Source organism: Modestobacter italicus, from assembly GCF_019799965.1.
GTDB lineage: Bacteria > Actinomycetota > Actinomycetes > Mycobacteriales > Geodermatophilaceae > Modestobacter > Modestobacter italicus_A.
Map to the genome: position 1 here is coordinate 300,602 of NZ_JABGCJ010000001.1, position 26,004 is coordinate 326,605.

At 74.9% G+C, this 26,004-nt stretch carries 25 protein-coding genes and 1 tRNA gene; 10 read left to right on the forward strand and 16 right to left on the reverse strand.

Translation table 11 applies throughout. From position 1 onward, the window contains the following. Positions 1-36 precede the first annotated feature (36 nt). From HLA93_RS01520 to rarD, 3 genes are all read right to left on the reverse strand, one after another. Entirely contained in the window at positions 37-1,473 is a 1,437-nt protein-coding gene (locus tag HLA93_RS01520) for a LytR C-terminal domain-containing protein (protein WP_222192447.1), read from the reverse strand. A gap of 56 nt (positions 1,474-1,529) precedes the next feature. After that, positions 1,530-1,955, reverse strand: coding sequence for a DUF3263 domain-containing protein (locus HLA93_RS21915; protein ID WP_222192448.1), 426 nt, complete (start codon positions 1,953-1,955; stop codon positions 1,530-1,532). 139 nt (positions 1,956-2,094) lie between these two features. Further along, a complete protein-coding gene (gene rarD, locus HLA93_RS01530; RefSeq protein WP_222192449.1) occupies positions 2,095-3,009 on the reverse strand; it encodes an EamA family transporter RarD in 915 nt (304 codons plus the stop codon). A gap of 254 nt (positions 3,010-3,263) precedes the next feature. On the opposite strand from rarD, the gene HLA93_RS01535 reads away from it, so the two are divergent. After that, positions 3,264-3,662 carry a DUF5313 family protein gene (locus tag HLA93_RS01535; RefSeq protein ID WP_222192450.1) on the forward strand — a complete coding sequence of 133 codons (399 nt, stop codon included), beginning with the start codon at positions 3,264-3,266 and terminating at the stop codon, positions 3,660-3,662. 47 nt (positions 3,663-3,709) lie between these two features. Here HLA93_RS01535 and HLA93_RS01540 read toward each other — a convergent pair whose 3' ends face one another. The 4 genes from HLA93_RS01540 to HLA93_RS01555 form a co-directional block, all read right to left on the reverse strand. Further along, positions 3,710-3,919: a dodecin gene (locus HLA93_RS01540; RefSeq protein ID WP_222192451.1), complete on the reverse strand. Its 210-nt coding sequence runs from the start codon at positions 3,917-3,919 to the stop codon at positions 3,710-3,712. 76 nt (positions 3,920-3,995) lie between these two features. Further along, a tRNA-Thr gene (locus tag HLA93_RS01545) sits at positions 3,996-4,070 on the reverse strand. Between the two features lie 31 nt (positions 4,071-4,101). Continuing rightward, positions 4,102-5,022 (reverse strand): NADP-dependent oxidoreductase, encoded by a 921-nt coding sequence (locus tag HLA93_RS01550; RefSeq protein ID WP_222192452.1) that lies wholly within the window; start codon positions 5,020-5,022, stop codon positions 4,102-4,104. Between the two features lie 5 nt (positions 5,023-5,027). Continuing rightward, positions 5,028-5,321: an SCO4225 family membrane protein gene (locus tag HLA93_RS01555; RefSeq protein WP_222192453.1), complete on the reverse strand. Its 294-nt coding sequence runs from the start codon at positions 5,319-5,321 to the stop codon at positions 5,028-5,030. A gap of 162 nt (positions 5,322-5,483) precedes the next feature. On the opposite strand from HLA93_RS01555, the gene HLA93_RS01560 reads away from it, so the two are divergent. Next, positions 5,484-6,338: an NAD(P)-dependent oxidoreductase gene (locus HLA93_RS01560; RefSeq protein WP_222192454.1), complete on the forward strand. Its 855-nt coding sequence runs from the start codon at positions 5,484-5,486 to the stop codon at positions 6,336-6,338. 15 nt (positions 6,339-6,353) lie between these two features. Here the strand turns inward: HLA93_RS01560 and HLA93_RS01565 are convergent, their stop codons facing one another. Continuing rightward, positions 6,354-7,004 (reverse strand): hypothetical protein, encoded by a 651-nt coding sequence (locus HLA93_RS01565; RefSeq protein WP_222192455.1) that lies wholly within the window; start codon positions 7,002-7,004, stop codon positions 6,354-6,356. Between the two features lie 158 nt (positions 7,005-7,162). Between HLA93_RS01565 and HLA93_RS01570 the strand changes: the two genes are divergently transcribed. The 3 genes from HLA93_RS01570 to HLA93_RS01580 all read left to right on the forward strand — a co-directional run bounded on the left by HLA93_RS01570 (position 7,163) and on the right by HLA93_RS01580 (position 10,932). Beyond that, positions 7,163-7,927, forward strand: a complete 765-nt coding sequence (locus tag HLA93_RS01570; protein ID WP_222192456.1) for an ABC transporter permease — start codon at positions 7,163-7,165, stop codon at positions 7,925-7,927. A gap of 112 nt (positions 7,928-8,039) precedes the next feature. Beyond that, a complete protein-coding gene (locus HLA93_RS01575; RefSeq protein ID WP_222192457.1) occupies positions 8,040-9,518 on the forward strand; it encodes a trypsin-like peptidase domain-containing protein in 1,479 nt (492 codons plus the stop codon). Between the two features lie 133 nt (positions 9,519-9,651). Next, the gene (locus tag HLA93_RS01580; protein ID WP_222192458.1) at positions 9,652-10,932 is read left to right on the forward strand and encodes a DUF445 domain-containing protein; all 1,281 of its coding nucleotides are present in this window, start codon (positions 9,652-9,654) and stop codon (positions 10,930-10,932) included. 184 nt (positions 10,933-11,116) lie between these two features. On the opposite strand, the gene rlmB is transcribed toward HLA93_RS01580, so the two are convergent. The 5 genes from rlmB to HLA93_RS01605 are packed head-to-tail and all read right to left on the reverse strand — an operon-like array spanning position 11,117 to position 15,180. Continuing rightward, on the reverse strand, positions 11,117-12,079 hold the full coding sequence (gene rlmB, locus HLA93_RS01585) for a 23S rRNA (guanosine(2251)-2'-O)-methyltransferase RlmB (protein WP_222192459.1): 963 nt from the start codon (positions 12,077-12,079) through the stop codon (positions 11,117-11,119). Then, positions 12,079-13,497, reverse strand: a complete 1,419-nt coding sequence (gene cysS, locus HLA93_RS01590) for a cysteine--tRNA ligase (protein ID WP_222192460.1) — start codon at positions 13,495-13,497, stop codon at positions 12,079-12,081. Before cysS ends, rlmB begins: the two co-directional genes overlap by 1 nt. Next, positions 13,494-13,997, reverse strand: coding sequence for a 2-C-methyl-D-erythritol 2,4-cyclodiphosphate synthase (gene ispF / locus HLA93_RS01595; protein ID WP_222192461.1), 504 nt, complete (start codon positions 13,995-13,997; stop codon positions 13,494-13,496). Before ispF ends, cysS begins: the two co-directional genes overlap by 4 nt. Next, positions 13,994-14,659, reverse strand: a complete 666-nt coding sequence (ispD, locus tag HLA93_RS01600; protein WP_222192462.1) for a 2-C-methyl-D-erythritol 4-phosphate cytidylyltransferase — start codon at positions 14,657-14,659, stop codon at positions 13,994-13,996. The genes ispF and ispD overlap by 4 nt, the downstream gene beginning before the upstream one ends. 38 nt (positions 14,660-14,697) lie before the next feature. Continuing rightward, positions 14,698-15,180 (reverse strand): CarD family transcriptional regulator, encoded by a 483-nt coding sequence (locus HLA93_RS01605; RefSeq protein ID WP_091057700.1) that lies wholly within the window; start codon positions 15,178-15,180, stop codon positions 14,698-14,700. Positions 15,181-15,364: 184 nt separating this feature from the next. Between HLA93_RS01605 and HLA93_RS01610 the strand changes: the two genes are divergently transcribed. Further along, positions 15,365-16,171, forward strand: coding sequence for a UbiA family prenyltransferase (locus HLA93_RS01610; protein WP_246625481.1), 807 nt, complete (start codon positions 15,365-15,367; stop codon positions 16,169-16,171). On the opposite strand, the gene HLA93_RS01615 is transcribed toward HLA93_RS01610, so the two are convergent. Beyond that, the gene (locus HLA93_RS01615) at positions 16,168-17,745 is read right to left on the reverse strand and encodes a cryptochrome/photolyase family protein (protein ID WP_222192464.1); all 1,578 of its coding nucleotides are present in this window, start codon (positions 17,743-17,745) and stop codon (positions 16,168-16,170) included. The genes HLA93_RS01610 and HLA93_RS01615 overlap by 4 nt on opposite strands. A gap of 103 nt (positions 17,746-17,848) precedes the next feature. Between HLA93_RS01615 and HLA93_RS01620 the strand changes: the two genes are divergently transcribed. The 3 genes from HLA93_RS01620 to disA all read left to right on the forward strand — a co-directional run bounded on the left by HLA93_RS01620 (position 17,849) and on the right by disA (position 21,055). Beyond that, a complete protein-coding gene (locus HLA93_RS01620; RefSeq protein ID WP_222192465.1) occupies positions 17,849-18,436 on the forward strand; it encodes a copper chaperone PCu(A)C in 588 nt (195 codons plus the stop codon). 55 nt (positions 18,437-18,491) lie between these two features. Further along, positions 18,492-19,859, forward strand: coding sequence for a DNA repair protein RadA (radA, locus tag HLA93_RS01625; protein WP_308127887.1), 1,368 nt, complete (start codon positions 18,492-18,494; stop codon positions 19,857-19,859). Positions 19,860-19,972: 113 nt separating this feature from the next. Continuing rightward, a complete protein-coding gene (gene disA, locus HLA93_RS01630) occupies positions 19,973-21,055 on the forward strand; it encodes a DNA integrity scanning diadenylate cyclase DisA (protein WP_222192466.1) in 1,083 nt (360 codons plus the stop codon). A 56-nt stretch (positions 21,056-21,111) separates the two neighbouring features. Here the strand turns inward: disA and HLA93_RS01635 are convergent, their stop codons facing one another. After that, positions 21,112-21,813, reverse strand: coding sequence for a MucR family transcriptional regulator (locus HLA93_RS01635; protein ID WP_222192467.1), 702 nt, complete (start codon positions 21,811-21,813; stop codon positions 21,112-21,114). 179 nt (positions 21,814-21,992) lie between these two features. On the opposite strand from HLA93_RS01635, the gene HLA93_RS01640 reads away from it, so the two are divergent. Continuing rightward, the gene (locus HLA93_RS01640) at positions 21,993-22,898 is read left to right on the forward strand and encodes an A/G-specific adenine glycosylase (RefSeq protein WP_308127888.1); all 906 of its coding nucleotides are present in this window, start codon (positions 21,993-21,995) and stop codon (positions 22,896-22,898) included. 225 nt (positions 22,899-23,123) lie between these two features. Here HLA93_RS01640 and HLA93_RS01645 read toward each other — a convergent pair whose 3' ends face one another. Beyond that, a complete protein-coding gene (locus tag HLA93_RS01645; protein ID WP_222192468.1) occupies positions 23,124-25,667 on the reverse strand; it encodes an ATP-dependent Clp protease ATP-binding subunit in 2,544 nt (847 codons plus the stop codon). Between the last annotated feature and the right edge of the window lie 337 nt (positions 25,668-26,004).

A 26,004-nucleotide genomic window follows, 5' to 3' on the forward strand; every position in this document is an offset into this window, starting at 1 on the left:
GCGCGGCGGAGTGGTTCCGCTCCGGGCCGGCCGAGGTCAGGGCTGCCAGTTCCCGGTGGCCACGACGACCAGACCCGGGTCGGCGACACCGGGCACCTCGAAGTAGCGCGCGACCGGGCCAGAGACGTCGGGGAACTGCTCGACCAGCTGCGTGGCCGCCTGCTGCTGCACCGTGTTGCCCTCGCTGAAGTACACGGTGGTGGTGGCGACGTCGTCGACGGGCGAGGCCGCAGTGTCGAGCACCTCCCAGCCACCGGCGGCGAACTGGTCGCCGACGTCGGCGGCCAGACCGTTGATGGTGGTGCTGTTCAGCACGGTGATCGGCGCGAAGACCGGGCCGACCGGTGCCGGGGTGATCTCCGGTGCGGGCGCGACGCTCTCCTGGACCGGGGTCGCGACCGGCGCCGGCGCGCTGCTGGGTGCCGGGGTCTGTGCCGCGGTCTCGGTGGTGCCCGGTGAGGCGAAGGACCACCAGCCCAGCACCGCGAGCGCGACCACCACGACGGCGACCAGCCCCTGGGCCAGGCGGCGCAGCCCACGCCGCTCGCCCTCGACGGGGACGTCGTCCCGGTCGGGCCGGGGCTGCGCCGGCGGCGCCTCGGTGGCGGGGCGCCGGGCGCCGGACTTCTTGCGGGCCGCCTCGGCTGCCTGGCGCTCCAGCCGGAGCGCAGCGCGCCCGCCCACCGGGACGTCGACGGCGCGGCGGGCCGGGGCCGCCGGCTCCTCGACCGCCTCGGCGCGACCGGCTGCCGGCAGCTCAGGGACCGCGGGCGGCGCCGGGCGCCGGCCTGCGGCCGGCGGCGCGGCGGGCGGCTGGGCGGTGCGCGCGGCAGCCGGCCGTGCGGGCGCACCGGTGGGCGGGGTGTTCGTGGGCTGGGCCGTGGTGGTCGACGCACCCCAGGCCGACTCGGCCGGCGCCGACCCGGAGACCCGCTGGGTGACGTCCAGGGGCTCGGGCGACCGGCCCGGCGCCCCGGCGGTCCGCGCGGCGGGCGGCGTGACCGGAGGAGCGGGCGGCGCCGGACGCGGGGTGGCCGTCGTCGCCGGAGCCGACGGGGCGGGGGCCGGGCGAGGCGCGCCCGGACGAGGCGCAGCGGAGGTCATCGGGCCGGAGATCGGTGGCGCCGTCCGCGGGGCGGGCGTCCGCTCGCCGGTCGCCCGTCGGTCGGGGCCGGGCGCGGCGGCAGGCAGGTCGGAGCGACGGCGACCGGCGGCCGGGGTCGGCGTCTCCGGGCGAGCCGGCGGGCGGCGCACCATCGGGTCCTCGCCGGGAGGGAGCAGGCCCTCACGACGACGCTCGGCCCGGCTCTGCCGCGGCATGGTCATCGAGGCATCGCTGTCCGGCCCGGTGGGCGCCGTCCGCTGCAGGGCACCGGTGGGCCGGGACTCGAGCGGCTCGTCGACCTCGGGCCGGCTGGGGACGGCGTCCTCCGAGCGGGCATCGGCGCGGCGACGACCCGTCGGTGCGGACACCTCGGGCGCGCTTCCGTCACTGCCTGGTGCCGCATGCCTCCCCACGGTGAGAGAGGCTAGTCGCGAGCGGGGTCCGTGCCCAGGACCCGACCGGAGCGCTGCCGCTGTCGCGCGCCCCGCAACCGGCGCAGCCTGCGCACCAGCAGCGGGTCGGCCGCGAGCGCCTCCGGACGGTCGATCAGGGCGTTGAGCACCTGGTAATAGCGGGTGGGCGTCATCCCGAAACGCTCCCGGATCGCTGCTTCCTTGGCCCCGGCGAACCGCCACCACTGCCGTTCGAAGGCCAGCATCTCCCGCTCACGTGCGGGCAGGTTCACAGCCGTGTCGTCCCCGGGCGCCCCATCCGTCACACCGGCACCGGCCTCGCCGGTCTGCGTCGCCGTGCTGGAGCTCTGCCTCGCCGTGTCGGAGCCGACGGCCGGCGGGGCCGGCACCCCGCCGTCCGGCTCCGGGCCGGCGGTCGGGACGGGCTCGCTGCTCACGGTGACGGGCCTCCGGTCGATGGGCGTCGGGCGGCGCGCGGCGCGCGGCCCGTGGGGATCCGGACCCCGTCGACGGTAGCCGCGTCGGACCGTCCGCGGGGCACCCGGCGCCCCGGGCCGGCGGACCGCGACGGGGGTCTCAGATCCCGGCGGGCAACGGGGCCGGCTCGCCCCGGCGGTGCGTCCGGGCCTGCCGCAGGCTGTCGACGGTGAAGACCGCCAGCGCGAGCCAGACGATGGCGAAGCCGGCGAGCCGGGCCGGGGGCATCGGCTCGTCGTAGACGAAGACGCCGATGGACAGCTGCATCAGCGGGGTCACGTACTGCAGCAGCCCCACCGTCGACAGCGGCACCCGCCGGGTGGCCGCGGCGAAGAGCAGCAGCGGCACGGCGGTGGCCAGCCCGGAGCTCACCAGGAGCAGGGCGTGGCCGGCCCCGTCGTGCCCGAAGGCGGCCTGCCCGTCGGCCTGCAGGAAGCCGATGACGACCAGCGCCGGGACGAACACCACCGCGGTCTCGACGAACAGGCCCGGGGCCGCCTCGACGCGCACCAGCTTCTTCATCAGCCCGTACAGGCCGAAGCTGAAGGCCAGGGCGAGAGCGATCCAGGGCGGACTGCCGTGGTCGACGGTGAGCACGGCCACCGCCACCACGGCGGTGCCGACGGCGAGCCACTGCAGCCGGCGCAGCCGCTCCCGGAAGACGACCACCCCGAGCACCACGCTGACCAGCGGGTTGATGAAGTAGCCCAGCGACGCCTCGACCACGTGCCCGGAGTTCACCGCGTAGACGTAGACGAGCCAGTTCACCGCGATGAGGACGGCGGCAGTGGCGAGCACGAGCAGCGCTCGACGGTCGCCCACGGCCCGCCGCACCTGCCCCCAGCCGCGGCGCACGCTCAGCAGCAGGCCGACGAACAGCAGCGACCAGACGATCCGGTGGGCGACGATCTCCAGCCCGCCGGCCGGCTCGAGCAGCGGGAAGTAGAGCGGGAACACTCCCCACAGCGAGTAGGCGCCGAGGCCGGCGAGCACCCCGACCCGGCGTTCGTCCACCGGCGCACCGTACGCCTGCCCGACCGGGCCCTGATCCGGCGCGCGGTGGGCCGGCGCGCGCCGGCCTCCGCACGGCCACCACGTGGGGTCCGCTCATGCTCGTGCTCTGCGTGCGCCCGCGACGCAGAGCACGAGCCTCCCGACGACGGTGTGGCCCGGCTCTGCCCCGCCCCGGCGCCACCGCCGGCTTCCGGGGCCCGTCGCTGGCCCCTGCCGGCGCGCCCAGGCGGCCGTGACCGGCCTACCGTTGGGGCGTGCACGCTGGACGTCCGAACCCGGCCCAGTGGCTCTGGTACGCCTACGGTGGCGGGCTCCCCCGCTCGCTGTCGGACTGGGTCCTCGACGACACCACCCGGAGCAGCTGGGTGCTGCGCCACCTCACCCGCGCGCTCGTCCAGCTCGCCCCGGTGATCGTGCTGTGCCTGCTGGTCCCGCCGGTGCCGCTGGAGTTCCGGGTGACCGCCGCCGGGGGCGGGCTGGTCATCGGGCTGATGTTCTCCCTCGCCTACATGACCGAGACTACCGAGCACCGTGCGGTCAAGGCCGGCTGGCCGCCCGGGACGACGGCGGCCCGCCGGGCGGAACGGGCCGAACGGGAGCGGATCGAGAAGCGCGCCCGGTACCGGTCGGGCGGCGCCGGCAGCTACGACTGACGGCACCGCCCAGCGGCTCGCGAGGGTGCGGAGGACCGGGTCCTCGCTCAGTCCTCGACGCGGAAGCCGATCTTCATGGTGACCTGGAAGTAGGCGACGTCGCCGTCGACGACCTGGCCGCGGATCTCCGAGGTCTGGAACCACTCGATGTTGCGCACCGTCTGCGAGGCCTTGCGCACCGCGGTGCGGATGGCGTCGTCGACGCTGGTGGTCGAGCTGCCGACGATCTCGCTCAGCCGGTAGACGTGGTCGCTCACGGGTGCTCCTCGGTGCAGGCTGCCCAGGTCGGCAGCGCTCCCACCGAGCCTGGCACGCCGGGGCACCGGGCGCAGGTGGAGCCCCATGTCCGGATTGAACGGACGACCTTCCGCTTACAAGGCGGGTGCTCTACCACTGAGCTAATGGGGCGACTCCGGGGAGGTTACCGGGGCCCGTGGGGTCACCGGATGCGCAGCACCCGCTTGCCGGTGACGTGCCGGCCGGCCAGCTCCCGGTAGGCCTGCACGACCTCGTCCATCGGGTGGCTGCTGGCGATGGGCACGACCACGTCCCCCGCGGCCACCAGCTCGGCCAGCCGCCGCCAGATGGCCGGCTCGTCGGCCTGTTCCTGGGCCTGGGAGCGGACGCCGTACCGCTGGACCGCCCGGCCGTCGGCGGTGGTGTTGACCCGCGCCGGCCGCACGCCGAGCGCGATCGCGACGTCGACGTTGCCCGACCCGAAGGTGTCCACGAAGGCGTCGACGCCCTCCGGGGCGAGCGCCCGCAGCCGCTCGGCCAACCCGTCGCCGTACCGGACGGGCTCGACACCGATCGAGCGGAGGAAGTCGGCGTTGCCGTCGCCGGCGGTGCCGATCACCCGGGCGCCGCGCAGCCCGGCCAGCTGGGCGGCGAACACACCCACGCCGCCCGCCGCGGCGGACACCACCACCGTCTCCCCCGCCCGTGGGCGGACCGCCTCGACCGCCGCCCACGCCGTCGCCCCCGCGCCGGCGATCGAGGCGGCCGCCTCCCAACCCAGGCCGGCCGGCTTGGCCGCGAGCCGGTCGGCGTCGACGACCACGAACTCCGCCTGTGCCCGCCGCGGCGAGAAGCCGAGCACCTCGTCGCCGACGGCGGACCCGGTCACCCCGGCGCCCACCTCGGCGACCGTGCCGGCGAAGTCGTTGCCCTGCCCCTCCGGGAAGGTCGCCGGCCACAGCTCGGCGAAGACGCCTTCCCGGATGCCGATCTCCCCCGGGTTGAGCGCCGCGGCGACGACCGCGACCACCACCTGGCCTGCCCCGGCGGCCGGCCGGGGCACGTCCACGACCTCCAGCACCTCGGGGCCGCCGTACCGGCTGAACCGCACTGCCCTGGCCACCTCGCTCAACCCCGTACCGGGCGGCCGGCGCGACGCACCCGCCGCCGCTCCAGCAGGTACCAGGTGCCCAGCGCCTGGAGCAGCCCCACCACGGTGAAGGTCAGCAGGGAGCCCAGCTCGCCGGGGACGAGCAGCAGGGCCAGCAGCGACCCGGGCAGCGTCAGGGCGATCAGCCAGATCCCGGCGAAGCTGGCGTCGTCGGCGCCGGCGGCGGCCACCTGCACCCACACCGTGGTGGCCAGCACGGCCACCACGTACCCACCGGCCACCCACACCGGCCAGTTCCGACGTCCGTCCATCTCCATGACCTCCTGCCGAGCCCTGTCCCGGGCCCCACCACGCGGTGACCGGGGACCGGCCACCGCGGCGCCCGGGAAAGGCCGGGCCGACCGTGATCATTCCTGCCGGCCACCACCGGCCGCTGCGCTGCCGCACCGGCGGCGCCGGGTGAGGATCGGGACATGACGAACCCGGTGGTGGCGGTCCTGGGCACGGGCACGATGGGCGCCGGGATGGTGCGCTCCCTGCGCCGGGCGGGGATCCCGGTGCAGATGTGGAACCGCGACCCGGCCCGCGCGCAGGCGCTGACCGGCACCGGGGCGACGGCGGCCGGCTCCCCCGCCGAGGCGGTCGCCGGCGCCGACGTCGTCCTGACCATGCTCTTCGACGCCGACGCGGTGGTCGACGTGCTGCGGCAGGCGGCCCCACCGGCCGGGACGACGTGGCTGCAGTGCAGCACGGTGGGGGTCGAGGGCGCCGACCGGACCGCGGCGCTGGCCGACGAGCTCGGTCTGGTGCTCGTCGACTGCCCGGTGCTGGGCACCAGGCAGCCCGCCGAGCAGGGAGCCCTGGTGCTGCTCGCCTCCGGGCCCGAGCACACCCGCCAGGGCCTGGCCCCGGTGCTCGACGCGCTGGGGTCCAGGACGCTGTGGGTGGGCGAGGCCGGCGCGGGCAGCCGGCTGAAGATGGCTTGCAACGCCTGGCTGTTCATGGTCACCGCCGGGGCGGCGCAGTCGATCGCGCTGGCCCGTGGGCTCGGCGTCGACCCGGCGGACTTCCTGTCGGCCATCGCCGGCGGCCCGCTGGACACCCCCTACGCCCACGTCAAGGGCGCCCAGATGCTCAGCGGGGAGCACCCGGTCAGCTTCGGCCTGACCGGGGCAGCGAAGGACGCGCGGCTGATCCGGGCCGCCCTGCGGACCGCGGGGGTGTCCGACCGGCTGGACGCCGCGGTGCTCGCCACCATGGACGCCGCAGCGGCCGCCGTCGACGACCCGGCCGCGGTCGACGTCAGCGCGATCGTCGCCGGGCTCTGACGCCCCGGCCCGGCCTCAGGCCGCGTCGGACCCGGCGGCCGGGTCGCCGGAGACGTACTCCGCCGGGTCGCTGTCCACGGTGGCGCCGTCCGCCAGCCAGCGTGCGAACCCCGCCGGGTCCCGGCGCTCCAGCTCGTCGAGGGCCTCCTGGCGGCGGCGCACCAGCTCCTGGCGGGCAGCCGGGTCCCAGGTGACCGGGAGGGCGGCCGAGCTGCGCACCCACTCCTGGCCGAGCGCCGGCACCGAGAGACGCCGTGCCCAGCCGCCGTCCGCCGCGTGCAGCGGCATCACCGGCGCCACCCCGGCACGCCGCGTCCCCCGGACCGACCGCAGCGCCCAGCGGGCCAGCAGCCCACCCAGGACGCCGGCGACCAGCAGCAGGGTGACGGCGCCGCCGGCCACCACCACCGACCCGCTGAGCAGCAGCAGCGCCGCCACGGTGACCGCGGCGGTGTGCCAGGCGGCGTCCAGCGCCGCCTGACGGGACGGCGGGCCGTCGCCGTCGCGGGCGATCCCCGCGCCCAGGCAGCCGGCGACCACCGCCGCCAGCACGACGGCGACGAGCCCGGACGGGCCGAGCGAGACGCCGCCGACCGCGGCGAGGACACCCCCGGTGAGGACCAGCAGTGCGAGCCCGGTCCGGGCGAGGAGCAGACGAGCGGGCACCGGCGGCCTCCGGGGCGATGGGGCGGGATCGGGCGCGGCGAGCGCCGACCGAGCCGTCCCTTCCCCACCCGGTGCTTGATCACCCACCGTCCCGGCAGGCGGCCCGCCGCCGTCCCCCCGTGCCCCGGCGGGACGGCGGCCCGGCACGATGACCCGCCGTGGGCAGCTCCGTCGTCGACCTGGGACCGGGCCTCCTGGTCGCCCTCCTCGCACTGACCGCCCTCGCCGCCGCGGCCGGCGCGTGGTCGGGTCTGGGCCAGCACCGGCCGGTCGTGCTCGCCGCGGTCCGGGCCACGGTCCAGCTGGCCGTGGTGTCCGCCGTCCTGGTGGTGGTGCTGCGGTCGCTGGTCCTGTCAGCGGCGTTCGTGCTGCTGATGCTCACCGTCGCCGCGGTCACCGCCGCCGGCCGGGTCACCGGGCTCCCGCTGCGCGCCCCGGGGGCGCACCGCCGGGCCACCGCGACCGGGCTGGCGATCCTGGCCGGGTGCGCACCCGTGGTCGCCCTGGTGCTGCTCAGCGGGGCCGTCCCCCGGCACGGTGCCGCGGTCGTGCCGATCGCCGGGATCGTCATCGGCGGGGCGATGACGGCGACCTCCCTGGCCGGACGACGGCTGCGGGACGAGCTGACGCAGCGCCGTGGCGAGGTCGACGCGGCCCTGGCCCTGGGGTTCCTGGCCCGGGACGCCGTCCTCGAGGTGGCCCGTCCGGTGGCCGCCACCGCCCTGGTCCCCGCGCTGGACCAGACCCGCACGGTCGGCCTGGTCACCTTGCCGGGCGCCTTCGTCGGGGTGCTGCTCGGCGGGGGCAGCGCGCTCCAGGCCGGTGCCGCCCAGCTGCTGGTGCTGGTCGGCCTGCTCGCCGCCGAGGCGATCGCCGTGTGGGTGGTGACCGAGCAGGTGGCCCGCGGCACCCTGCACGACTGACCGGGCGACACGTCCAGGGAACTCACAGCGCACCACCAGCCACGGACCAGTACCAGGACGCACAGTTGTCCCATCACGGCAGGGAGGTCCTGCCGTGGGGAGGGACCAGATCGTGAGCGAGCAGAACCGCCCGGCCGACGAGACCGGACACGGCACCGACCGGAACGGCGACGTCAGCTGGGCCGCGCAGCAGCCCACCGGTCCGGCGACCCCGCAGCAGTTCCCGGCGCCGGGCGCCCCCACCGACGGCCGGTCGGCGTTCGGGCCGCCGACCGCCGGCCAGCCGACGCAGCAGTTCCCCCTGACCGGTCAGCCGACCGGGTCCGGCACCCAGCAGTTCCCCGCCCCGGCTCCCGCGCACCAGCCGTGGCCGCCGTTCGGCTGGGGCACCTCGGCCGGCCACACCGCCGTCGGCGGCGCCCCTGCGGGTGCGCTCGGCGCCGTGCCGCCGGCCTTCCAGGCGGCGCCCGCCCCCGCGGCCCCGGCCCGCGCCGGTCGCTGGCGGCTGGGCGTGGCCGGGCTGGTGGCCGGTGCGCTCATCGGTGGCGGTGCCGGCGCCGGCGTCGTCGCGCTGACCGACAGCGACACCGTCGCCACCGCCGGCGGCACGACCACCCAGCCGGTGGTGATCAAGGACGCCGAGACCGCCACCAGCACCACCGCGGCCGCCGCGGCGGCCGCACCCAGCGTGGTCACCCTCTACGTGAGCGCCGCCGCGGGTTCGGGGTCCGGGTCCGGGGTCGTCCTCACCGAGGACGGCTACGTGCTCACCAACAACCACGTGGTCAGCCTGGACAGCAGCACCAGCGACGTCGCCGTGCAGGTGCGCACCTCCGACGGGACGCTCTACGACGCGACCGTGGTCGGCACCGACCCGTCCTCGGACCTGGCCGTGGTGAAGCTCGCCGACGCCAGCGGGCTGAGCCCGGCGACCTTCGCCGACTCCGACGCGGTCCAGGTGGGCGACCTCGCCGTCGCCATCGGCGCTCCGCTGGGGCTGTCGAACACCGTCACCGACGGGATCATCAGCGCGACCGACCGGGCGGTGCAGACCGGCTCGACCCAGGACGACAGCACGGTGATCGACGCCCTGCAGACCGACGCGGCGATCAACCCGGGCAACTCCGGGGGCGCGCTGGTCAACGCCGAGGGCGAGGTGGTCGGGATCAACACCGCGATCGCCTCGGTGGCCAGCACCGGCCTGCCCGGCCAGGAGTCGCAGAGCGGCAACATCGGCGTGGGCTTCGCGATCCCGTCCAACACCGCCCAGCGGATCGCCGAGCAGATCATCGACACCGGCAAGGCGTCCCACGCCCTGCTGGGCGTCACCGCCCGGACCGCGGCCGAGTCGGGCTCCGCGGTGGGCAGCGGCGCCGAACTGGTCTCCGTCCAGGACGGCTCCGCCGCCGCCGATGCCGGGCTGCGGGCCGGCGACGTGGTCACCGCGGTGGGCGACCGGCCGATCACCACCTCGACGGAGCTGACCGCCGCCATCCGCAGCGCCCAGCCCGGTGACACGGTCACGCTGACCGTCCGCCGCGGCCAGGACACCTCCGAGGTCGACGTCACCCTGGACGAGACCTCCGACTGAGGAAGGCCCCCTGCGCTCCCGTGCAGGGGGGCCACCTCCTCCGACCGACGACCCCGGCGCCGACCCCCGCGGCCCGGGGTCGTCGCCCGTCCGGGCGCAGACCCACCCCGACCCGACGCCTACGCTCGGTCGGGTGCCCGGACCCGAGCTGACCGCACCGCTGGCCGAGTCGCTCGACGACCCCCAGCGGGCCCGCGACCTGGCGAAGATGAAGCGGCTGGCCACCGGCCTGTTCGTGCTGGCCGCCGCGGTGTTCCTGGGCTGCGTGCTGCTGGGCGAGGAGACCGGCGCCTGGGTCGGCTACCTGCGGGCCACCGCCGAGGCGTCGATGGTCGGGGCGCTGGCCGACTGGTTCGCCGTCACCGCGCTCTTCCGCCACCCGATGCGGCTGCCGATCCCGCACACCGCGATCATCCCGCGGAAGAAGGACCAGATCGGCGCGAGCCTGGGCACCTTCGTCCAGGAGAACTTCCTGACCCGGGCGGTGGTCGACGAGCGGCTGGCCGCCGTCGACGTCCCGGGCCGGCTCGGCGCCTTCCTGGAGTCACCCGGGCGTGCCGAGCGGCTGGCCGGCGACGCCGGTGCCGCGCTCGGCGCGCTGACCGACCTGATCGAGGACGACGAGGTCCAGCCGGCCGTCGCCGCGCTGGTCGACCGCAAGCTCCGCGAGACCCCCGCCGCCCCCGCCGTGGCCCGGGGCATCGAGCTGGTCATCGAGGGCGACCGGCACCAGGAGGTGCTCTCCGCGGCACTGACCGGCCTGGCGACCTTCCTCGCCGACAACCGCGTGGTCTTCCGGGCCCGGCTGGGCGACGCCTCGCCGGCCTGGGTGCCCGACTGGGTCGACGACCGCGTCTTCGACCGGGTGTTCGACCTGCTGCAGGGCTTCCTCGCCGAGGTGGGCGCAGACTCCCGCCACGAGCTGCGACGCAGCTACGACAAGCGACTGCGGGCCTACGTGCACGCGCTCCGCACCGACCCCGCGGCCGCGGCCCGGGTCGAGCGGTTCAAGGAGGAGCTGCTCGACCACCCGGCGGTGCGCACGTGGTCGGGGTCGCTGTGGGGCACCGCGAAGGACGCCGTCGTCACCGCCGCCGCCGACCCCGACTCCGAGCTGCGCACCCGGGTGGTGCGCCTGATCCGGCACGCGGCGCGACTGCTGCAGACCGACCCGACGATCCGTGAGCTGGTGCAGAGGCAGTCCCAGCGCGCCGCGGGCTACGCCGTCGAGCGCTTCGCCGGCGACGTCGCCGACCTGGTCGGCACCACCGTGGCCCGCTGGGACACCGAGGAGACCAGCCGCCGGATCGAGCTGCAGGTGGGGCGCGACCTGCAGTGGATCCGGGTCAACGGCACCGTCGTCGGTGGCCTGGCGGGCCTGGTGATCTACACGGTGGCGCAGCTGCTGTCCTGATCGGCAGGAGAACCGGTCACCGACCGCCCGGCTGCGTCCCGGCGGGAGGACGGCGCCGGCCGCCAGGCCGTGTCCCGGAGGAGTGGGCCCGGGGGTCCGTGACCGAGGGGACGAAGCGGCTCAGCTCAGGCCGGGAACGGCCACCTGGCCGCGTTGCGGCCCTGAGGGTCGCGATGTGCTCAGCTCACCGCCGGGCAGAGGCCGCGGCGAACAGCGCGATCCCGGCGGCCACGCTGACGTTGAGCGACTCGGTGTCCTTGGTGATCGGGATCGACAGCACCACGTCGCAGCGCTCCCGCACCAGCCGGGACAGCCCCGCGCCCTCGGCCCCGACGACCAGCGCGATCGGGTCGGCGAAGCCGTCGTACTCGTGGATGCCCATCTCACCGTCGGCGGCCAGGCCCACGGTCTGCAGGCCGGCGTCCTGGTAGGAGGCGAGCGCGCGGGAGAGGTTGACCGCTCGGGCCACCTGCAGCCGGGCCGCGGCGCCGGCGCTGGTGCGCCAGGCCGAGCCGGTCATGCCCACCGCTCGGCGCTCGGGGACGACGAGACCGTGCGCGTCGAAGGCCGCGGCCGAGCGGATGACCGCACCCAGGTTGCGGGGGTCGGTGACGCCGTCCAGCGCCACGATCAGCGGCGGGCGGCCGGAGTCGCGGGCGATGTCGAGCAGGTCGTCGGGGTGCGCGTAGTCGTAGGGCGGCACCATCAGGCCGATGCCCTGGTGCAGCGCGTGGTCGCTCATCCGGTCGAACTCGGCCTTGCCCACCTCGAGCAGCGGCAGCCCGCGGTCGGCCGCCAGCTGCACGGACTCGGCGATCCGCTCGTCGGTCCCCCCACGGCTCGTGTCGCCGGTGACGACGTAGAGCGCGGTGGCCGGGATGTTCGCGCGCAGCGCCTCGAGCACCGGGTTGCGCCCGAGCAGCAGCTCGGGGGCCTCGGCGTTGCGCCGCTGCACCCGCTGCCGGTTGTCCTGGCGGGCCGCCGCCGCCTTCGCCGCCTTGTACGCAGGGTGGTGCGGCCGGTCGGTGGCCTTCGGGGTAGCGCCCCGACCGGCCAGCGACCGGCGGTTCTTGCCACCGGTGCCGGCGGTGGCGCCCTTCTTGCTCGCGCCGCTCGTGCGGCCTCGTCGTTGGCTGTTGCCGGCCATCAGGTCAGCTCCCATCGTGTGCCCTGGGGGGTGTCCTCGACCTGCACGCCCAGGGCGCCGAGCTGGTCACGGATGGCATCGGCGGCGGCGTAGTCCTTGCGGGCGCGCGCCGCGGCACGCTGCTCCAGCGCCAGGCGGACCAGGCCGTCGGTGGCCTCGGCCAGGCGGCGGTCGCCACCGGCGTCGGCCCACTGCGGGTCGAGCGGGTCGAGGCCGAGGACGCGGAGCATCCCCCGGACCTCGCGGAGTGCGGCGGTCACACCGTCCTCGTCGCCGGCGGCCAGGGCGGTGTTGCCCCGGGTGACGGCGTCGTGGACGGCCGCGACCGCGGCCGGGGTGCTCAGGTCGTCGTCCATGGCCGCGACGAACGGCTCCGGCAGGACGTCGGAGGTGTCGAGCGACTCCGCCGGCGACCCGGCGGCGACCCGCTCGTGGGCGCGGGTCACGAACGACTCGATGCGCCGGTAGGCGACCCCCGCCTCCGCCAGCGCCGCCTCGGTGAACTCGATGGTGGAGCGGTAGTGCGGAGCCACGAGGTAGTAGCGCAGCTCGACCGGGCGCACCCGCCGGACGACCTCGTCGACCAGCGCCGTGTTGCCCAGCGACTTGCTCATCTTCTCGCCGCCCATGGTGACCCAGCCGTTGTGCAGCCAGTAGCGGGCGAACCCGTCACCGGCGGCCTGGGACTGGGCCCGCTCGTTCTCGTGGTGCGGGAAGCGCAGGTCCAGCCCACCGCCGTGCACGTCGAACTCCGCACCCAGGTACTTCTCGGCCATCGCCGAGCACTCCAGGTGCCAGCCGGGCCGGCCGCGCCCCCAGGGGGTGGACCACGAGGCGGTCAGCGGCTCGCCGTCCTTGCCGCCCTTCCACAGCGCGAAGTCCCGGGGATCGCGCTTGCGCTCGTCGGTCTCGGTGTCGGCGGCCGGCTGCAGGTCACCGAGCTTCTGCCCGGTCAGCTCCCCGTAGCCGGGGAACGAGCGGACGTCGAAGTACACGTCGCCGTCGACGGCGTAGGCGTGCCCGCCGGCGATCAGCCGCTCGATCAGCTGCACCATCTCCGGCACGTGGCCGGTCGCCCGCGGCTCGTAGGTGGGCGGCAGCGTGCCGAGGACGTCGTAGGCGCGGGTGGCCGCCCGCTCGTTCTCGTACGCCCACGCCCACCACGGCACCCCGGCGGCGTCGGCCTTGGCCAGGATCTTGTCGTCGACGTCGGTCACGTTGCGCACGTACGTGACCTCGTTGCCCCGGTGCAGCAGCCAGCGGCGCAGCACGTCGAAGGCCAGGGCGAAGCGCACGTGCCCGATGTGCGGCGGGCCCTGCACGGTCAGGCCGCACACGTACATGGAGACCTGTCCTGCACGCAGGGGCGTGAAGTCACGCACGGCGCGGGCGGCCGTGTCGTACAGGCGGAGGGTCACCCAGCGGATTCTACGGGCGTCGTGGCGGTGCTCCGGACCACGAGCGCGGTGGCCACCGCCGCCCGCCCCTCGCCACGGCCGGTCAGCCCGAGCCCGTCGGTGGTGGTGGCGGTCAGCGTGACCGGGGCGCCGAGCGCCGCGGAGAGCACCGCCTCGGCCTCCGCGCGCCGCGGCGAGACCTTCGGGCTGTTGCCGATCAGCTGCACCGAGGCGTTGCCGATCGCCCAGCCGGCGGCGGTCAGCACCTCCCGCACGTGCTCGAGGACGGCGGCGCCGCGGGCCCCGGCCCAGCGCGGGTCGTCGGTGCCCAGCAACCCGCCGATGTCGCCCAGCCCGGCTGCGGACAGCAGCGCGTCGGTGAGGGCGTGGGCGACCACGTCGCCGTCGGAGTGGCCCGCACAGCCGTCGGCGTCCGGCCACTCGAGCCCGGCGAGCCAGCACGGCCGCCCGGGCTCGATCGGGTGGACGTCGGTGCCGATGCCGACCCGGGGCAGGTTCACGAGCGCACCTGCAGCTCGGCCAGCGCGAGGTCGTGCGCGACGGTGATCTTGGTGGCGCGCTCGTCACCGGCAACGGTCTGCACCGGCACACCGGCCGCGCGGACAACCGAGGCGTCGTCGGTGAACTCCGCGGCGGTGCCGTGCGACCGGGCGTAGGCCTCGACGAGGGTCGCCCGGTCGAAGCCCTGCGGGGTCTGCACCCGGCGCAGCGACGGCCGCGGGACGTCGGCCTCGACCACCCCGTCGGCGTCGACGACGACCGTGGTGTCCACCACCGGCAGGACCGGGACCACCGCGCGGGCGCCTGCGGCCAGGGCGGCGAGCACCCGGGCGACGACGTCCGGTGGGGTCAGCGGGCGGGCGGCGTCGTGCACCAGCACCGCGTCCGCGTGCTCACGCGCGGCGGCCAGCGCCGCGCGGACCGAGGCCGTCCGGGTGTCGCCGCCCACCACGACGTGCACGTCGTCGGGGAGCACGGCGGTGAAGGCGGCCCGCTGGGGCGCCGGGACGGCGACGACGACCTCGGCCACCCCGCCGGCGCGCAGCGCGTCCACCGCCCAGCAGACCAGCGGCCGGCCGTCGAGGGCGACCAGCGCCTTGGGCAGCTCCGCGCCCAGACGCAGACCACTCCCGGCCGCTGCGACGATGCCGACAGCGTGCACGGGAGTGGTCTGGGTGGTTCTGTGGTCGAACCGCTCGCTCAGGAGGCCAGCACCTCGTCGAGGAGGACCTCGGCCTTGTCCTCGTTGGTGCCCTCGGCGAGCGCGAGCTCGCTGACCAGGATCTGCCGGGCCTTGGAGAGCATGCGCTTCTCGCCGGCGGACAGGCCGCGGTCCTTGTCGCGGCGCCAGAGGTCACGCACGACCTCGGCCACCTTGTTCACGTCGCCGGAGGCCAGCTTCTCGAGGTTGGCCTTGTAGCGGCGCGACCAGTTGGTCGGCTCCTCGGTGTGGGGGGCACGCAGCACCTCGAAGACCTTGTTCAGGCCCTCCTGGCCGACGACGTCGCGCACGCCGACGATCTCGGCGTTGTCCGCCGGGACCCGCACGGTGAGGTCGCCCTGGGCGACCTTGAGCACGAGGTAGGCCTTCTCTTCGCCCTTGATGGTCCGCTTCTCGATCGCCTCGATGAGCGCAGCGCCGTGGTGCGGGTAGACGACGGTCTCGCCGACAGTGAAGCCCATGTGTGTGTGACCCCTTTCGCTCACCCCAGGTTACCACGGGAGAATGCCGTCCGGCTCGGCAGACCGTGACAAAAGTGCTGGTCAGCGGCCTGGCCGAGGTCAGCGAGGGGTTGACAGGGAGGTGGTCGGTGTGCAGTCGACGGGCACTGGGGGCCGCTCCCGGCCGCTCGCGAGGGCGGCGGCGATGGCCCGCGCGACCCACCTCGAGCCCGCGCTGGCCGTGACGACGGTCGCCGTCCTGCTGGCCGTCGCCGCGGGCGTCCCCGCCGGCCGGACGGCGCTGGTCGGGATGGCCGTCCTGGCAGGTCAGGCCTCCATCGGCTGGTGCAACGACTGGCTGGACGCCGACCGCGACCGGGCCGTCGGCCGCACCGACAAGCCCGTCGTCCGCGGTCTGGTCAGCCCGGCCATGCTGCGCAACGCCACCGTGGCCGCCGTCGTCGTCGCCGTCCTGGCCTCGCTGGCGCTGGGCCTGGTCCCGGGGCTCCTGCTGCTCGTGCTGGTCGCCAGCGGCCTGGCCTACGACGCGGGCCTCAAGCGGACCGCGCTGTCGCCGCTCCCCTACCTGACCGGCTTCGGCGCGCTGCCCGCCGGCGTCGTCGCCGCCGCCCCCGGCGCACCGCTGGCCCCGTGGTGGCTGGTCGCGGCCGGTGCCGCCCTGGGCGGGGCCGCCCACGTCGCCAACGTCGCCCCCGACGTCGACGACGACCTGGCGACCGGCGTGCGCGGGCTGCCGCACCGGGTCGGGCCGGTGCCCTCCGCGGTCGCCGGTGCACTGCTGCTGGGGGCCGCCACTCTGCTGCTGGTGCTCGGCCCGGCCGGGTCCCCCTCGGCCGCGGGCTGGGTCGCCTGCGTCGTGGCCGCCCCCGCCGTGGTGGTCGCGGCGATGGCCGGCGACCCGCGGGCCCGGCGGCTGGCCTTCCCCGCGGTGATGCTGCTGACGGTGCTGGACGTCGTCCTGCTGCTGGCGGGGGGCGCGGCGCTGACCTAGGGAGCCTGGGTCCCGCGGAGCTGCTCCTGTTCCACCACCAGCTCCAGGTCCCTGAGCCGGCCCAGCCCGTTCAGCGGCTGGCGCATCCGCTGGTTGCCCGCCAGCCGCTCCCGGTTGCGCTCCAGGAACGCCCAGTAGCCCGCGGTGAACGGGCAGGCGTCCTCCCCCACCCGCTTCTTCGGGTCGTACCGGCAGCCCCCGCAGTAGTCGCTCATCCGGTCGATGTAGGCCCCGCCGGCCGCGTAGGGCTTGGTCGCCAGGACCCCGCCGTCGGCGTGCTGGCTCATCCCCACCACGTTGGCGACCATCACCCAGTCGTAGCCGTCGACGAACAGGCGGTGGAACCAGTCGGTGATCGCCAGCGGCCGGATGCCCCGCTGCAGTGCGTAGTTGCCCAGCACCATCAGCCGCGGGATGTGGTGCACCCAGCCGCGCTCCCGGACGTCGGAGAGCACCGAGGACAGGCAGTTCGCGTCGACCGCCTCGGCCTCCAGCTCGCCCATCCACCCCGGCACCTCCTCGTACGCCTCCAGCGCGTTGCCGTGCCGGTACTCCCGGCCCAGGTGCCAGTAGAGGTGCCAGATCCAGTCCCGCCAGCCCATCACCTGCCGGGTGAAGCCCTCGACCGAGTTCAGCGGCAGCGGATCGCCCTCGGCGACCGAGGCGCGGTGGGCCTGCTCGGCGCGGGCCACGACGTCGGCGGGGTCGACCAGGCCCAGGTTCAGCGAGGCGGACAGCATCGAGTGGGCCAGCCACGGGTCGCCGGCGAGCATGGCGTCCTCGTGCGGCCCGAAGGCCCGCAGCCGGTGCGCCAGGAAGTCCTCCAGCCGGTGCACGGTCTCCGCGTGCGTCACCGGGAACAGCCGGGGACCGTCCTCGCCGACGAAGGCGACGTCCCCGGCGGCCTCCCAGGCGTCCAGGTCGGCCCGCACCTGCTCGTCGATCTCGTCCTCCACCGGCCACTCCGGCGGCGGTGCCGGCACCCGGCCGTCGGCCGGCGGTGGCTCGCGGTTGTCGTGGTCCAGGTTCCACGTCCCACCGAGCGGCTCGGCGCCGTCCATCAAGACGTCGTGGGCGCGACGGGCCGCCCGGTAGAAGTCGTCCATCAGCAGCCGCTGCCGGGTCCGCCCCTCGGCCCAGCGGCGGAAGTCCGCCTGCCGGGTCACGAAGCCACGCGCCTCCAGCACCGTGACGCCCCGGCGCCGCAGGACGAAGTCGCGGGCCGGCCAGGTGGTCGGTGCGCAGACCGACAGCGGCTCGGTGACCTGGTCCAGGGCCTCGGCATAGCTGTCGGTCTGCAGGAACAGGGCCTGCTCCCCGAGCTCGGCGGCGCGGTGCCGCAGCGCCGAGAGCAGCAGGTGTGCCTTCTGCCGGTGGAAGCGCCGCCGGCGGAACACGCCGCGCGACTCGACCAGCAGCACCGGCTGCCCGGGCGCGTCGAGGAAGTGCGGACCGAGCTGGTCGGCGAAGCACCAGCGCCGCGTGTCCGGCGCCTGAGCTGGGAAGTCCGCCAGCGCCGGGTCCCCCGCCGCGGGTCCCGGACCGCCTCCAGGCGCAGACCGTCGTGCCGCCATCGACCTCACCTCCCAGCGGACATCCTCAGGTGACCGTTACGCTCTGCGCGACTCGTCCACCGGCGTCCTCGGTGGTCGATCACGTCTCCTGGAGGTCGACGCTGTGAACCGCGCACTGCGCGCTGCCGCGATGGGTGCCCTGCTGCTGTCCCCGGTCCTGCTCACCGCCTGCAGCGCGGGCCAGGTGTCGCAGACCGCCACCCAGGAGCAGAACATCGGCAACAGCGCCGACGTCGGGGCGCTGAGCCTGCGCAACCTGCAGCTGCCCTACCCGACCGGCGGGCTCTACCCCAGCGGCAGCGACGCCCGGCTGGTCGGATCGGTGGCCAGCACGGCCGCCGGCGACGACACGCTCGTGTCGATCACCGGCGAGGCGTTCGACGACGTGGAGGTCGTCGACCCCTCGGCCGAGGCGGCTGCCGCCGACGGCGCCACCAGCGACGACCTCGGCCTCACCGTGCCCGCCGACGGCGTGCTGCACCTGAGCGACGGCTCGGGCCCCGCTGTCACCCTCCTCGGCCTGGCCGAGGAGTTCGGCGTCGGCCAGTACGTCGACGTCACCTTCACCTTCGAGGAGGCCGGCGAGGTCACCGTCGCCGTGCCGGTCGGCATCGCCTCCCGCGACCTCCCCCGCGGCGAGGGCTTCGACTTCCACCACGGCGAGGGCGAGGAGGCCGGCGGGTCCGAGTGACCCGCCGGCGGTCTGCTCTCCCCGGACTGTCGTACCCCGCCGCCACCATGGCGGCGTGCCAGCATCCGGTGTGAAGTCCGCCCGTCCTGCCCACCGGTGCTCCGAGTGCGGCTACACCTCCCCCAAGTGGGTCGGTCGCTGCCCGGAGTGCCAGGCCTGGGGCAGCATCCAGGAGGTCGGGGCGGTCGCCTCCTCGCTCCGCGCCGTCTCCGCCGGCCCGGTGAGCGCGAAGGCCCGCCCGATCGGTCAGGTCGAACTGGCCGGGGCCCGTGCCGTGCCCACCGGGATCGCCGAGTTCGACCGGGTGCTGGGCGGCGGGCTGGTGCCCGGGGCGGTCCTGCTCGTCGCCGGCGAGCCCGGCGTCGGCAAGTCCACCCTGCTGCTGGAGGTGGCGCACCGGGTCGCCGCGGCCAACGGGCCCACCCTCGTCGTCTCGGGCGAGGAGTCGGCCGCGCAGGTGCGGTTGCGCGCCGAGCGGATCGGCGCCCTGCACGACGACCTCTACCTCGCGGCGGAGACCGAGCTGTCCGCCGTCCTCTCCCACGTGGACGACGTGAACCCCTCCCTGCTGGTGCTCGACAGCGTGCAGACCGTCCGCTCCCCCGCCGTCGACGGCACCGACGGCGGGGCCACCCAGGTCCGCGCGGTGGCCAGCGCGCTCATCGCGGTGGCCAAGGGGCGCGGGATGACCACGATCCTGGTCGGCCACGTCACCAAGGACGGCGCGATCGCCGGCCCGCGGGCGCTGGAGCACCTGGTCGACGTGGTCATCTCCTTCGACGGTGAGCGCCACTCGACGCTGCGGATGATCCGGGCCACCAAGAACCGGTTCGGCCCGGCCGACGAGATCGGCTGCTTCGAGATCGGTGACGGCGGCGTCGTCGGGGTGCCCGACCCCTCGCACCTGTTCGTGTCCCGCCGGTCGGCCCCGGTGCCCGGCAGCTGCGTCACGGTCACCATGGAGGGCAGCCGGCCGCTCCTGGCCGAGGTGCAGGCGCTGGTCGCCACCGCGGGTGGTGGCGGCTCGCCCCGGCGGGCGGTCAGCGGGCTGGACTCGCAGCGGGTCGCGATGGTCAACGCGGTGGTGGAACGGCGGGGCGGGGTGCGCCTGGCCGACGCGGACGTGTTCGCGGCCTCCGTCGGTGGCGTGCGCATCGTGGAGCCCGCCGCGGACCTGGCGCTGGCGTTGGCGATCGCGTCGGCGTCCAAGGACCGCCCGCTGCCGCACGGCGTGATCGCCCTGGGCGAGGTGGGGCTGTCCGGCGAGATCCGTCGGGTCGGCGGCATGGGCCGCCGGCTGGCCGAGGCCGCCCGGCAGGGCTACACCGCCGCCCTCGTGCCCGAGGACTCCGGGCCGGCACCCAAGGGCCTGCGGCTGATCGAGGTGCCCGACATCGGTGCCGCGTTCGCCCGGCTCTGGTGACGCTGTGCGACCGGCACCAGCTCTCGTCCGCCCTCCGGATGACCCGAGGTGGCCAGCGCCGCACCCCCGCCCCGTAGAATCGTGGGCCGGACCACCGACCGTCAGGAGCGCTCGTGCCCCCCGCTGTGGACTCTGAGGCCGCACTGCGGGAACTGCTCGGTCGGATCGCCCCCGGCACCGCCCTCCGGGACGGCCTGGAGCGGATTCTCGCCGGCCGTACCGGAGCGCTGATCGTGCTGGGCTACGACCGGGTGGTCGAGTCGCTGTGCACCGGTGGGTTCGCCCTCGACGTCGCACTGTCGGCCACCCGGCTCCGCGAGCTGGCCAAGATGGACGGCGCGGTGATCGTCTCCTACGACGGCACCCGGATCGTCCGCGCCGGCGTGCACCTGATGCCCGACCCGACGATCCCTACCGAGGAGTCCGGCACCCGGCACCGCACCGCGGAGCGGGTGGCGCTGCAGACCGGTTTCCCGGTCATCTCGGTCAGCCAGTCGATGCACATCATCTCGGTGTACGTAGCCGGCCGCCGCTACACCCTCGAGCACCCGACCACGATCCTCGCCCGGGCGAACCAGGCGCTGGCCGCGCTCGAGCGCTACAAGCTCCGCCTCGACGAGGTCGCCAGCACCCTCTCCGCACTGGAGATCGAGGACCTGGTCACCGTGCGAGACGCGATGAGCGTCAGCCAGCGCCTGGAGATGGTCCGGCGCATCGCCGACGAGATCGAGGGCTTCGTCGTCGAGCTCGGCACCGACGGCCGCCTGCTGGCCCTGCAGCTGGACGAGATGCTCGCCGGGGTCGAGGAGGACCGCGGCCTGCTGGTCCGCGACTACCTGCCCAGCGGCCGCCGGGAGCGCACCGGCGAGGAGGTGCTCGCCGACCTGCGGGCGCTGTCGGCCACCGAGCTGCTCGACCTCTCCGCCGTCGCCCGTTGCTACGGGCTGCCGACATCCCCCGACGCCCTGGACTCCCCGGTCAGCCCGCGCGGCTACCGGCTGCTCGCCCGGGTGCCCCGGCTGCCGGCCAGCATCATCGACCGGCTGGTCAGCCACTTCGGCGGGCTGCAGAAGCTGCTGGCCGCCACCATCGAGGACCTGCTGGCCGTCGAGGGCGTGGGCGAGGCCCGGGCGCGGGGCATCCGCGAGGGCCTGTCCCGGCTCGCGGAGACCTCGATCCTCGACCGCTACAGCTGATGGAGGCCCCCGCCCTCCTCGCCCCTCGCAGACTCGGGACGAGCCCTGGGCGGGGCCTAGGTGAGGGTGAAGGCGGCGTCGGCGCTGGTCTTGGTGTCCAGCCGGGCGCGCAACACGTAGTCACCCGGTGGCGGCGGCACCCGGTCGCCGGCGCAGCCCGGGCTGCTGGTCAGCCCACCCCACAGCACCGGGAAGGCCGCGGCCTCCCCTGGCTGCAGCGTGCGCTGGTCCGTCGTGGTCTCCGGGAAGCAGTCGTTGCTGCCCCACACCCGGTTGCTCGCCGCGTCCAGCAGCACGATCTCCTGCAGCGCCTTGTCCAGGTCCCGCACGCAGGGCACCGGCGAGGTGTTCGTGACGACCAGGTCGAACGTCGGCTTGCTGCCGACCGGTGCGCTGGCCGGGTCGGGACGCACCTCGACGGCGATCATGTCGTCACCGCACGGCCCACCGGCCACCTGTGCCGGTGGGGCGGGCACCTCAGCCGACGGCTCCGGGGCGGTCGGCTCAGGTGCGGTCGTCGGCGGGATCGTCGGCACCTGGACGGCGGCCAGCGCGGGCACCACCTGCTCCAGACCCGGGATCGGCGTGGGCTCGGCCCCGGGCTCCCCGGCGGCGTCCGTCGAGGTCTCCGCGTCGCCGGTCGCGGCGGCCACGGCCACCCAGCCGCCACCGCCGAGCACGCCCAGGGCACAGCCGAGGGCCAGCAGACGTCGCCGCCAGTAGACGGAGGCAGGCAGCGGGCCGACCGGGTGCAGCACGCAGCGACGCTAACCGGCTGCCCGCCTCGTGACGGCACGCCACGCCACGTCCACGGGGCGCTCCCCGATCAGGAACACGCCGGCCGACGGCACCGGGCGGCGAGTGGTGACCCAGCGTGGTGGAGCGATCCACCACCATCGCGCCGGTAGCCGCGCGATCCGGGGCAGACTGGACACCCGTGAGCACTCCCCTGCCCGAGGCCGACCTCGGCCCGGTCGACGTCCCGGTCGGTGAGGTGCTCGTCGACTGGTACGCCGGCGCCGCCCGGGACCTGCCGTGGCGGGCCCCCGGCACCGACCCGTGGGCGGTGCTGGTCAGCGAGGTGATGCTGCAGCAGACCCCGGTCGCCCGGGTCGAGCCGGTCTGGCGCGCGTGGCTGGAGCGCTGGCCCACGCCCGCCCACCTGGCCGCGGCCACCCCGGCCGACGTCATCCGCGCCTGGGGCAAGCTGGGCTACCCGCGGCGCGCCCTCCGACTGCGCGAGGCCGCCGTCGCCATCAGCGAGCGGCACGCCGGCGTCGTGCCCGCCGACGTCGCGGAGCTGGAGGCGCTGCCCGGGGTCGGCACCTACACCGCCCGGGCGGTCGCCTGCTTCGGGTACGGCAGCCGCCAGCCCGTGGTGGACACCAACGTCCGCCGGGTCGTCGCCCGGTTGGTGCACGGCCGGGCGGAGGCGGCCCCGGCCCGTGCGTCCGACCTGGCCGACATCACCGCCCTCGCACCGGTCGACGACGCCCGCGCCGTCCGCTTCTCGGTCGCGGTGATGGAGCTGGGGGCGCTCGTCTGCGTCGCCGGCACGCCGCGCTGCGGGGTCTGCCCGGTGCGCGAGCGCTGCGCGTGGCGGCTCGCCGGCTCCCCCGCCCACGACGGCCCGGCCCGGCGGGTGCAGAAGTTCGCCGGCACCGACCGGCAGGTCCGCGGGCGGCTGCTGGACGTGCTGCGCGCAGCCCCGGAGCCGGTGCCGGCCGAAGCCCTCACCCCGGCGTGGGACGACGCCGTGCAGCGGTCGCGGTGTCTGGACTCACTGCTGGTCGACGGCCTGGTCGAGCAGACGCCCGACGGCCGCTTCGCGCTTCCCCACTGACCCGCCGCGGGTGCGTGATCGCGCGAAAGCGCGGGTGCTTGATCGCGCGAAAGCGCGGGTGCGTGATCGCGCGAAAGCGCGGGAGCGTGATCGCGCGAAAGCGCGGGAGCGTGATCGCGCGAAAGCGCGGGAGTTCCCGACGGCGGGGTGGCACGACGAAGGGCCGCCCCCCGCAGCTGCGGAGGACGGCCCTTCGTCATGGCCCGTCCGAGGACGGGCGCTGTGTCACTCGGCCTGAGCTGCCGCCGGGCCGTCGTCCTCGCCGTCGGCGCCGGTGAGGGCGACGGGCGGGGTGTCGGGCAGGTCGACGGGCTTGGCCTCACCGCGGAAGGTGAAGGTCGAGGCGGTCGGGTCGGCGTTCTCCTCGACGTCCACCACGATGATCTGACCAGCGGTCAGCTCGCCGTAGAGGATCTTCTCCGAGAGCGCGTCCTCGATCTCCCGCTGGATGGTCCGGCGCAGCGGCCGGGCACCCAGGACCGGGTCGAAGCCACGGGCGGCGAGGAGCTTCTTCGCCGCCGGGGTGACCTCGAGGGACATGTCCTTGTTCGACAGCTGCGTCTCCAGGCGGCCGAGCATGAGGTCCACGATGTGGATGATCTCGTTCTCGGTCAGCTGGTGGAACACGACGATGTCGTCGATGCGGTTGAGGAACTCCGGCCGGAAGTGCTGCTTGAGCTCCTCGTTGACCTTGAGCTTCATCCGCTCGTAGTTGCTCTGGTTGTCGTTCCCGGCCTGGAAGCCGAGGCCGACGGCCTTGGAGATGTCCCGCGTTCCGAGGTTCGTGGTCAGGATCAGGATCGTGTTCTTGAAGTCCACGATCCGGCCCTGGCCGTCGGTGAGCCGGCCGTCCTCCAGCACCTGGAGCAGCGTGTTGAAGACATCGGCGTGCGCCTTCTCGATCTCGTCGAAGAGGACCACCGAGAACGGCTTGCGCCGCACCTTCTCGGTCAGCTGGCCACCCTCGTCGTAACCGACGTAGCCGGGAGGGGCACCGACGAGCCGCGACACGGTGAACTTGTCGTGGAACTCGCCCATGTCGATCTGGATGAGCGCGTCGTCCTCGCCGAAGAGGAACTGCGCGAGCGCCTTGGCCAGCTCGGTCTTACCGACACCCGAGGGGCCGGCGAAGATGAACGAGCCACCGGGACGGCGGGGGTCCTTCAGGCCCGCCCGCGTGCGCCGGATCGCCTGGCTGACGCTCTTGATGGCCTCTTCCTGGCCGATGATCCGCTTGTGGAGCTCGTCCTCCATGCGGAGCAGACGCGAGGTCTCCTCCTCGGTGAGCTTGAACACCGGGATGCCGGTCCAGTTGGCGAGGACCTCGGCGATCTGCTCGTCGTCGACCTCGGCGACGACGTCCATGTCGCCGGCCTTCCACTGCTTCTCGCGCTCGGCCTTCTCGCCCAGCAGCTGCTTCTCGGTGTCCCGGAGGGCAGCGGCCTTCTCGAAGTCCTGGGCGTCGATCGCCGACTCCTTCTCGCGACGGATGCCGGCGATCCGGTCGTCGAACTCGCGCAGGTCCGGCGGGGCGGTCATCCGCTTGATCCGCATCCGGGCGCCGGCCTCGTCGATCAGGTCGATCGCCTTGTCCGGGAGGAAGCGGTCGGAGATGTACCGGTCGGCCAGCGTCGCGGCAGCCACCAGGGCGCTGTCGGTGATGCTGATCCGGTGGTGCGCCTCGTAGCGGTCACGGAGGCCCTTGAGGATCTCCACCGTGTGGGCGAGGGTCGGCTCGCTGACCTGGATGGGCTGGAAACGGCGCTCGAGAGCGGCGTCCTTCTCCAGGTGCTTGCGGTACTCGTCCAGCGTGGTGGCGCCGATGGTCTGCAGCTCACCGCGGGCCAGCATCGGCTTGAGGATGCTGGCGGCGTCGATCGCGCCCTCGGCGGCGCCCGCCCCGACGAGGGTGTGGATCTCGTCGATGAACAGGATGATGTCGCCGCGGGTGCGGATCTCCTTGAGGACCTTCTTCAGCCGCTCCTCGAAGTCACCGCGGTAGCGGGAACCGGCGACGAGGGCGCCGAGGTCGAGGGTGTAGAGCTGCTTGTCCTTCAGCGTCTCGGGCACCTCGCCCTTGACGATGGCCTGGGCCAGGCCCTCGACGGCGGCGGTCTTGCCGACCCCGGGCTCACCGATCAGCACCGGGTTGTTCTTGGTGCGGCGGGAGAGCACCTGCATGACCCGCTCGATCTCCTTGGCCCGCCCGATGACCGGGTCGAGCTTGGAGTCGCGGGCGGCCTGGGTCAGGTTGCGGCCGAACTGGTCGAGGACCAGCGAGGTCGACGGGGTGCCCTCGGCGGGGCCACCGGCGGCGGCCGGCTCCTTGCCCTGGTAACCGCTGAGCAGCTGGATGACCTGCTGGCGGACACGGTTGAGGTCGGCACCCAGCTTGACCAGCACCTGCGCGGCGACGCCCTCACCCTCGCGGATCAGGCCCAGCAGGATGTGCTCGGTGCCGATGTAGTTGTGGCCGAGCTGCAGCGCCTCGCGCAGCGACAGCTCGAGGACCTTCTTGGCGCGCGGCGTGAAGGGGATGTGACCGGACGGGGCTTGCTGGCCCTGGCCGATGATCTCCTCCACCTGCTGGCGGACGCCCTCCAGCGAGATGCCGAGCGACTCCAGCGCCTTGGCAGCGACGCCCTCACCCTCGTGGATCAGGCCCAGGAGGATGTGCTCGGTGCCGATGTAGTTGTGGTTGAGCATCCGGGCCTCTTCTTGGGCCAGGACGACCACGCGACGGGCTCGGTCGGTGAACCGTTCGAACATCTGCTGTATCTCCCTCTGACCGGCTGGACCTGCTGTGCTCGTGTCCCCGGCAGGGGACGGTGGACACCCGACGTACGTCGGCGCGCTGGGGCACCGGTCGCTCCACTGTAGTTCGCACCACCCGATCGGCGTCGAGACGAGGCCGTCGGACCGGGTCGGGGGGCTCGATGGAGACAACTGTCGTCCCAGGAGTGGTGTTCCGCCGCGGTTACGCCATCAGCGGACGCACGACGGCCCGGCACCTCGATGAGGTGCCGGGCCGTCGTGGTGACGTGCTGGAACGGCCCCGCTACAGGGGCCCGCCCTGAGCTTGCGAAGGGTGGGGGGTAGCGGGGTC

Excerpts from the sequence above, each read along its gene's own strand:
- HLA93_RS01605 (WP_091057700.1), bottom strand. The coding sequence starts at position 15,180 with ATGGGCTTCACTGTCGGCGAGACCGTCGTCTACCCGCACCACGGCGCT.
- HLA93_RS01645 (WP_222192468.1), bottom strand. The coding sequence starts at position 25,667 with ATGTTCGAACGGTTCACCGACCGAGCCCGTCGCGTGGTCGTCCTGGCC.
- rlmB (WP_222192459.1), bottom strand. The coding sequence starts at position 12,079 with ATGGCCGGCAACAGCCAACGACGAGGCCGCACGAGCGGCGCGAGCAAG.
- HLA93_RS01610 (WP_246625481.1), top strand. The coding sequence starts at position 15,365 with ATGGCCCGCGCGACCCACCTCGAGCCCGCGCTGGCCGTGACGACGGTC.
- HLA93_RS01615 (WP_222192464.1), bottom strand. The coding sequence starts at position 17,745 with ATGGCGGCACGACGGTCTGCGCCTGGAGGCGGTCCGGGACCCGCGGCG.
- HLA93_RS01555 (WP_222192453.1), bottom strand. The coding sequence starts at position 5,321 with ATGGACGGACGTCGGAACTGGCCGGTGTGGGTGGCCGGTGGGTACGTG.
- HLA93_RS01560 (WP_222192454.1), top strand. The coding sequence starts at position 5,484 with ATGACGAACCCGGTGGTGGCGGTCCTGGGCACGGGCACGATGGGCGCC.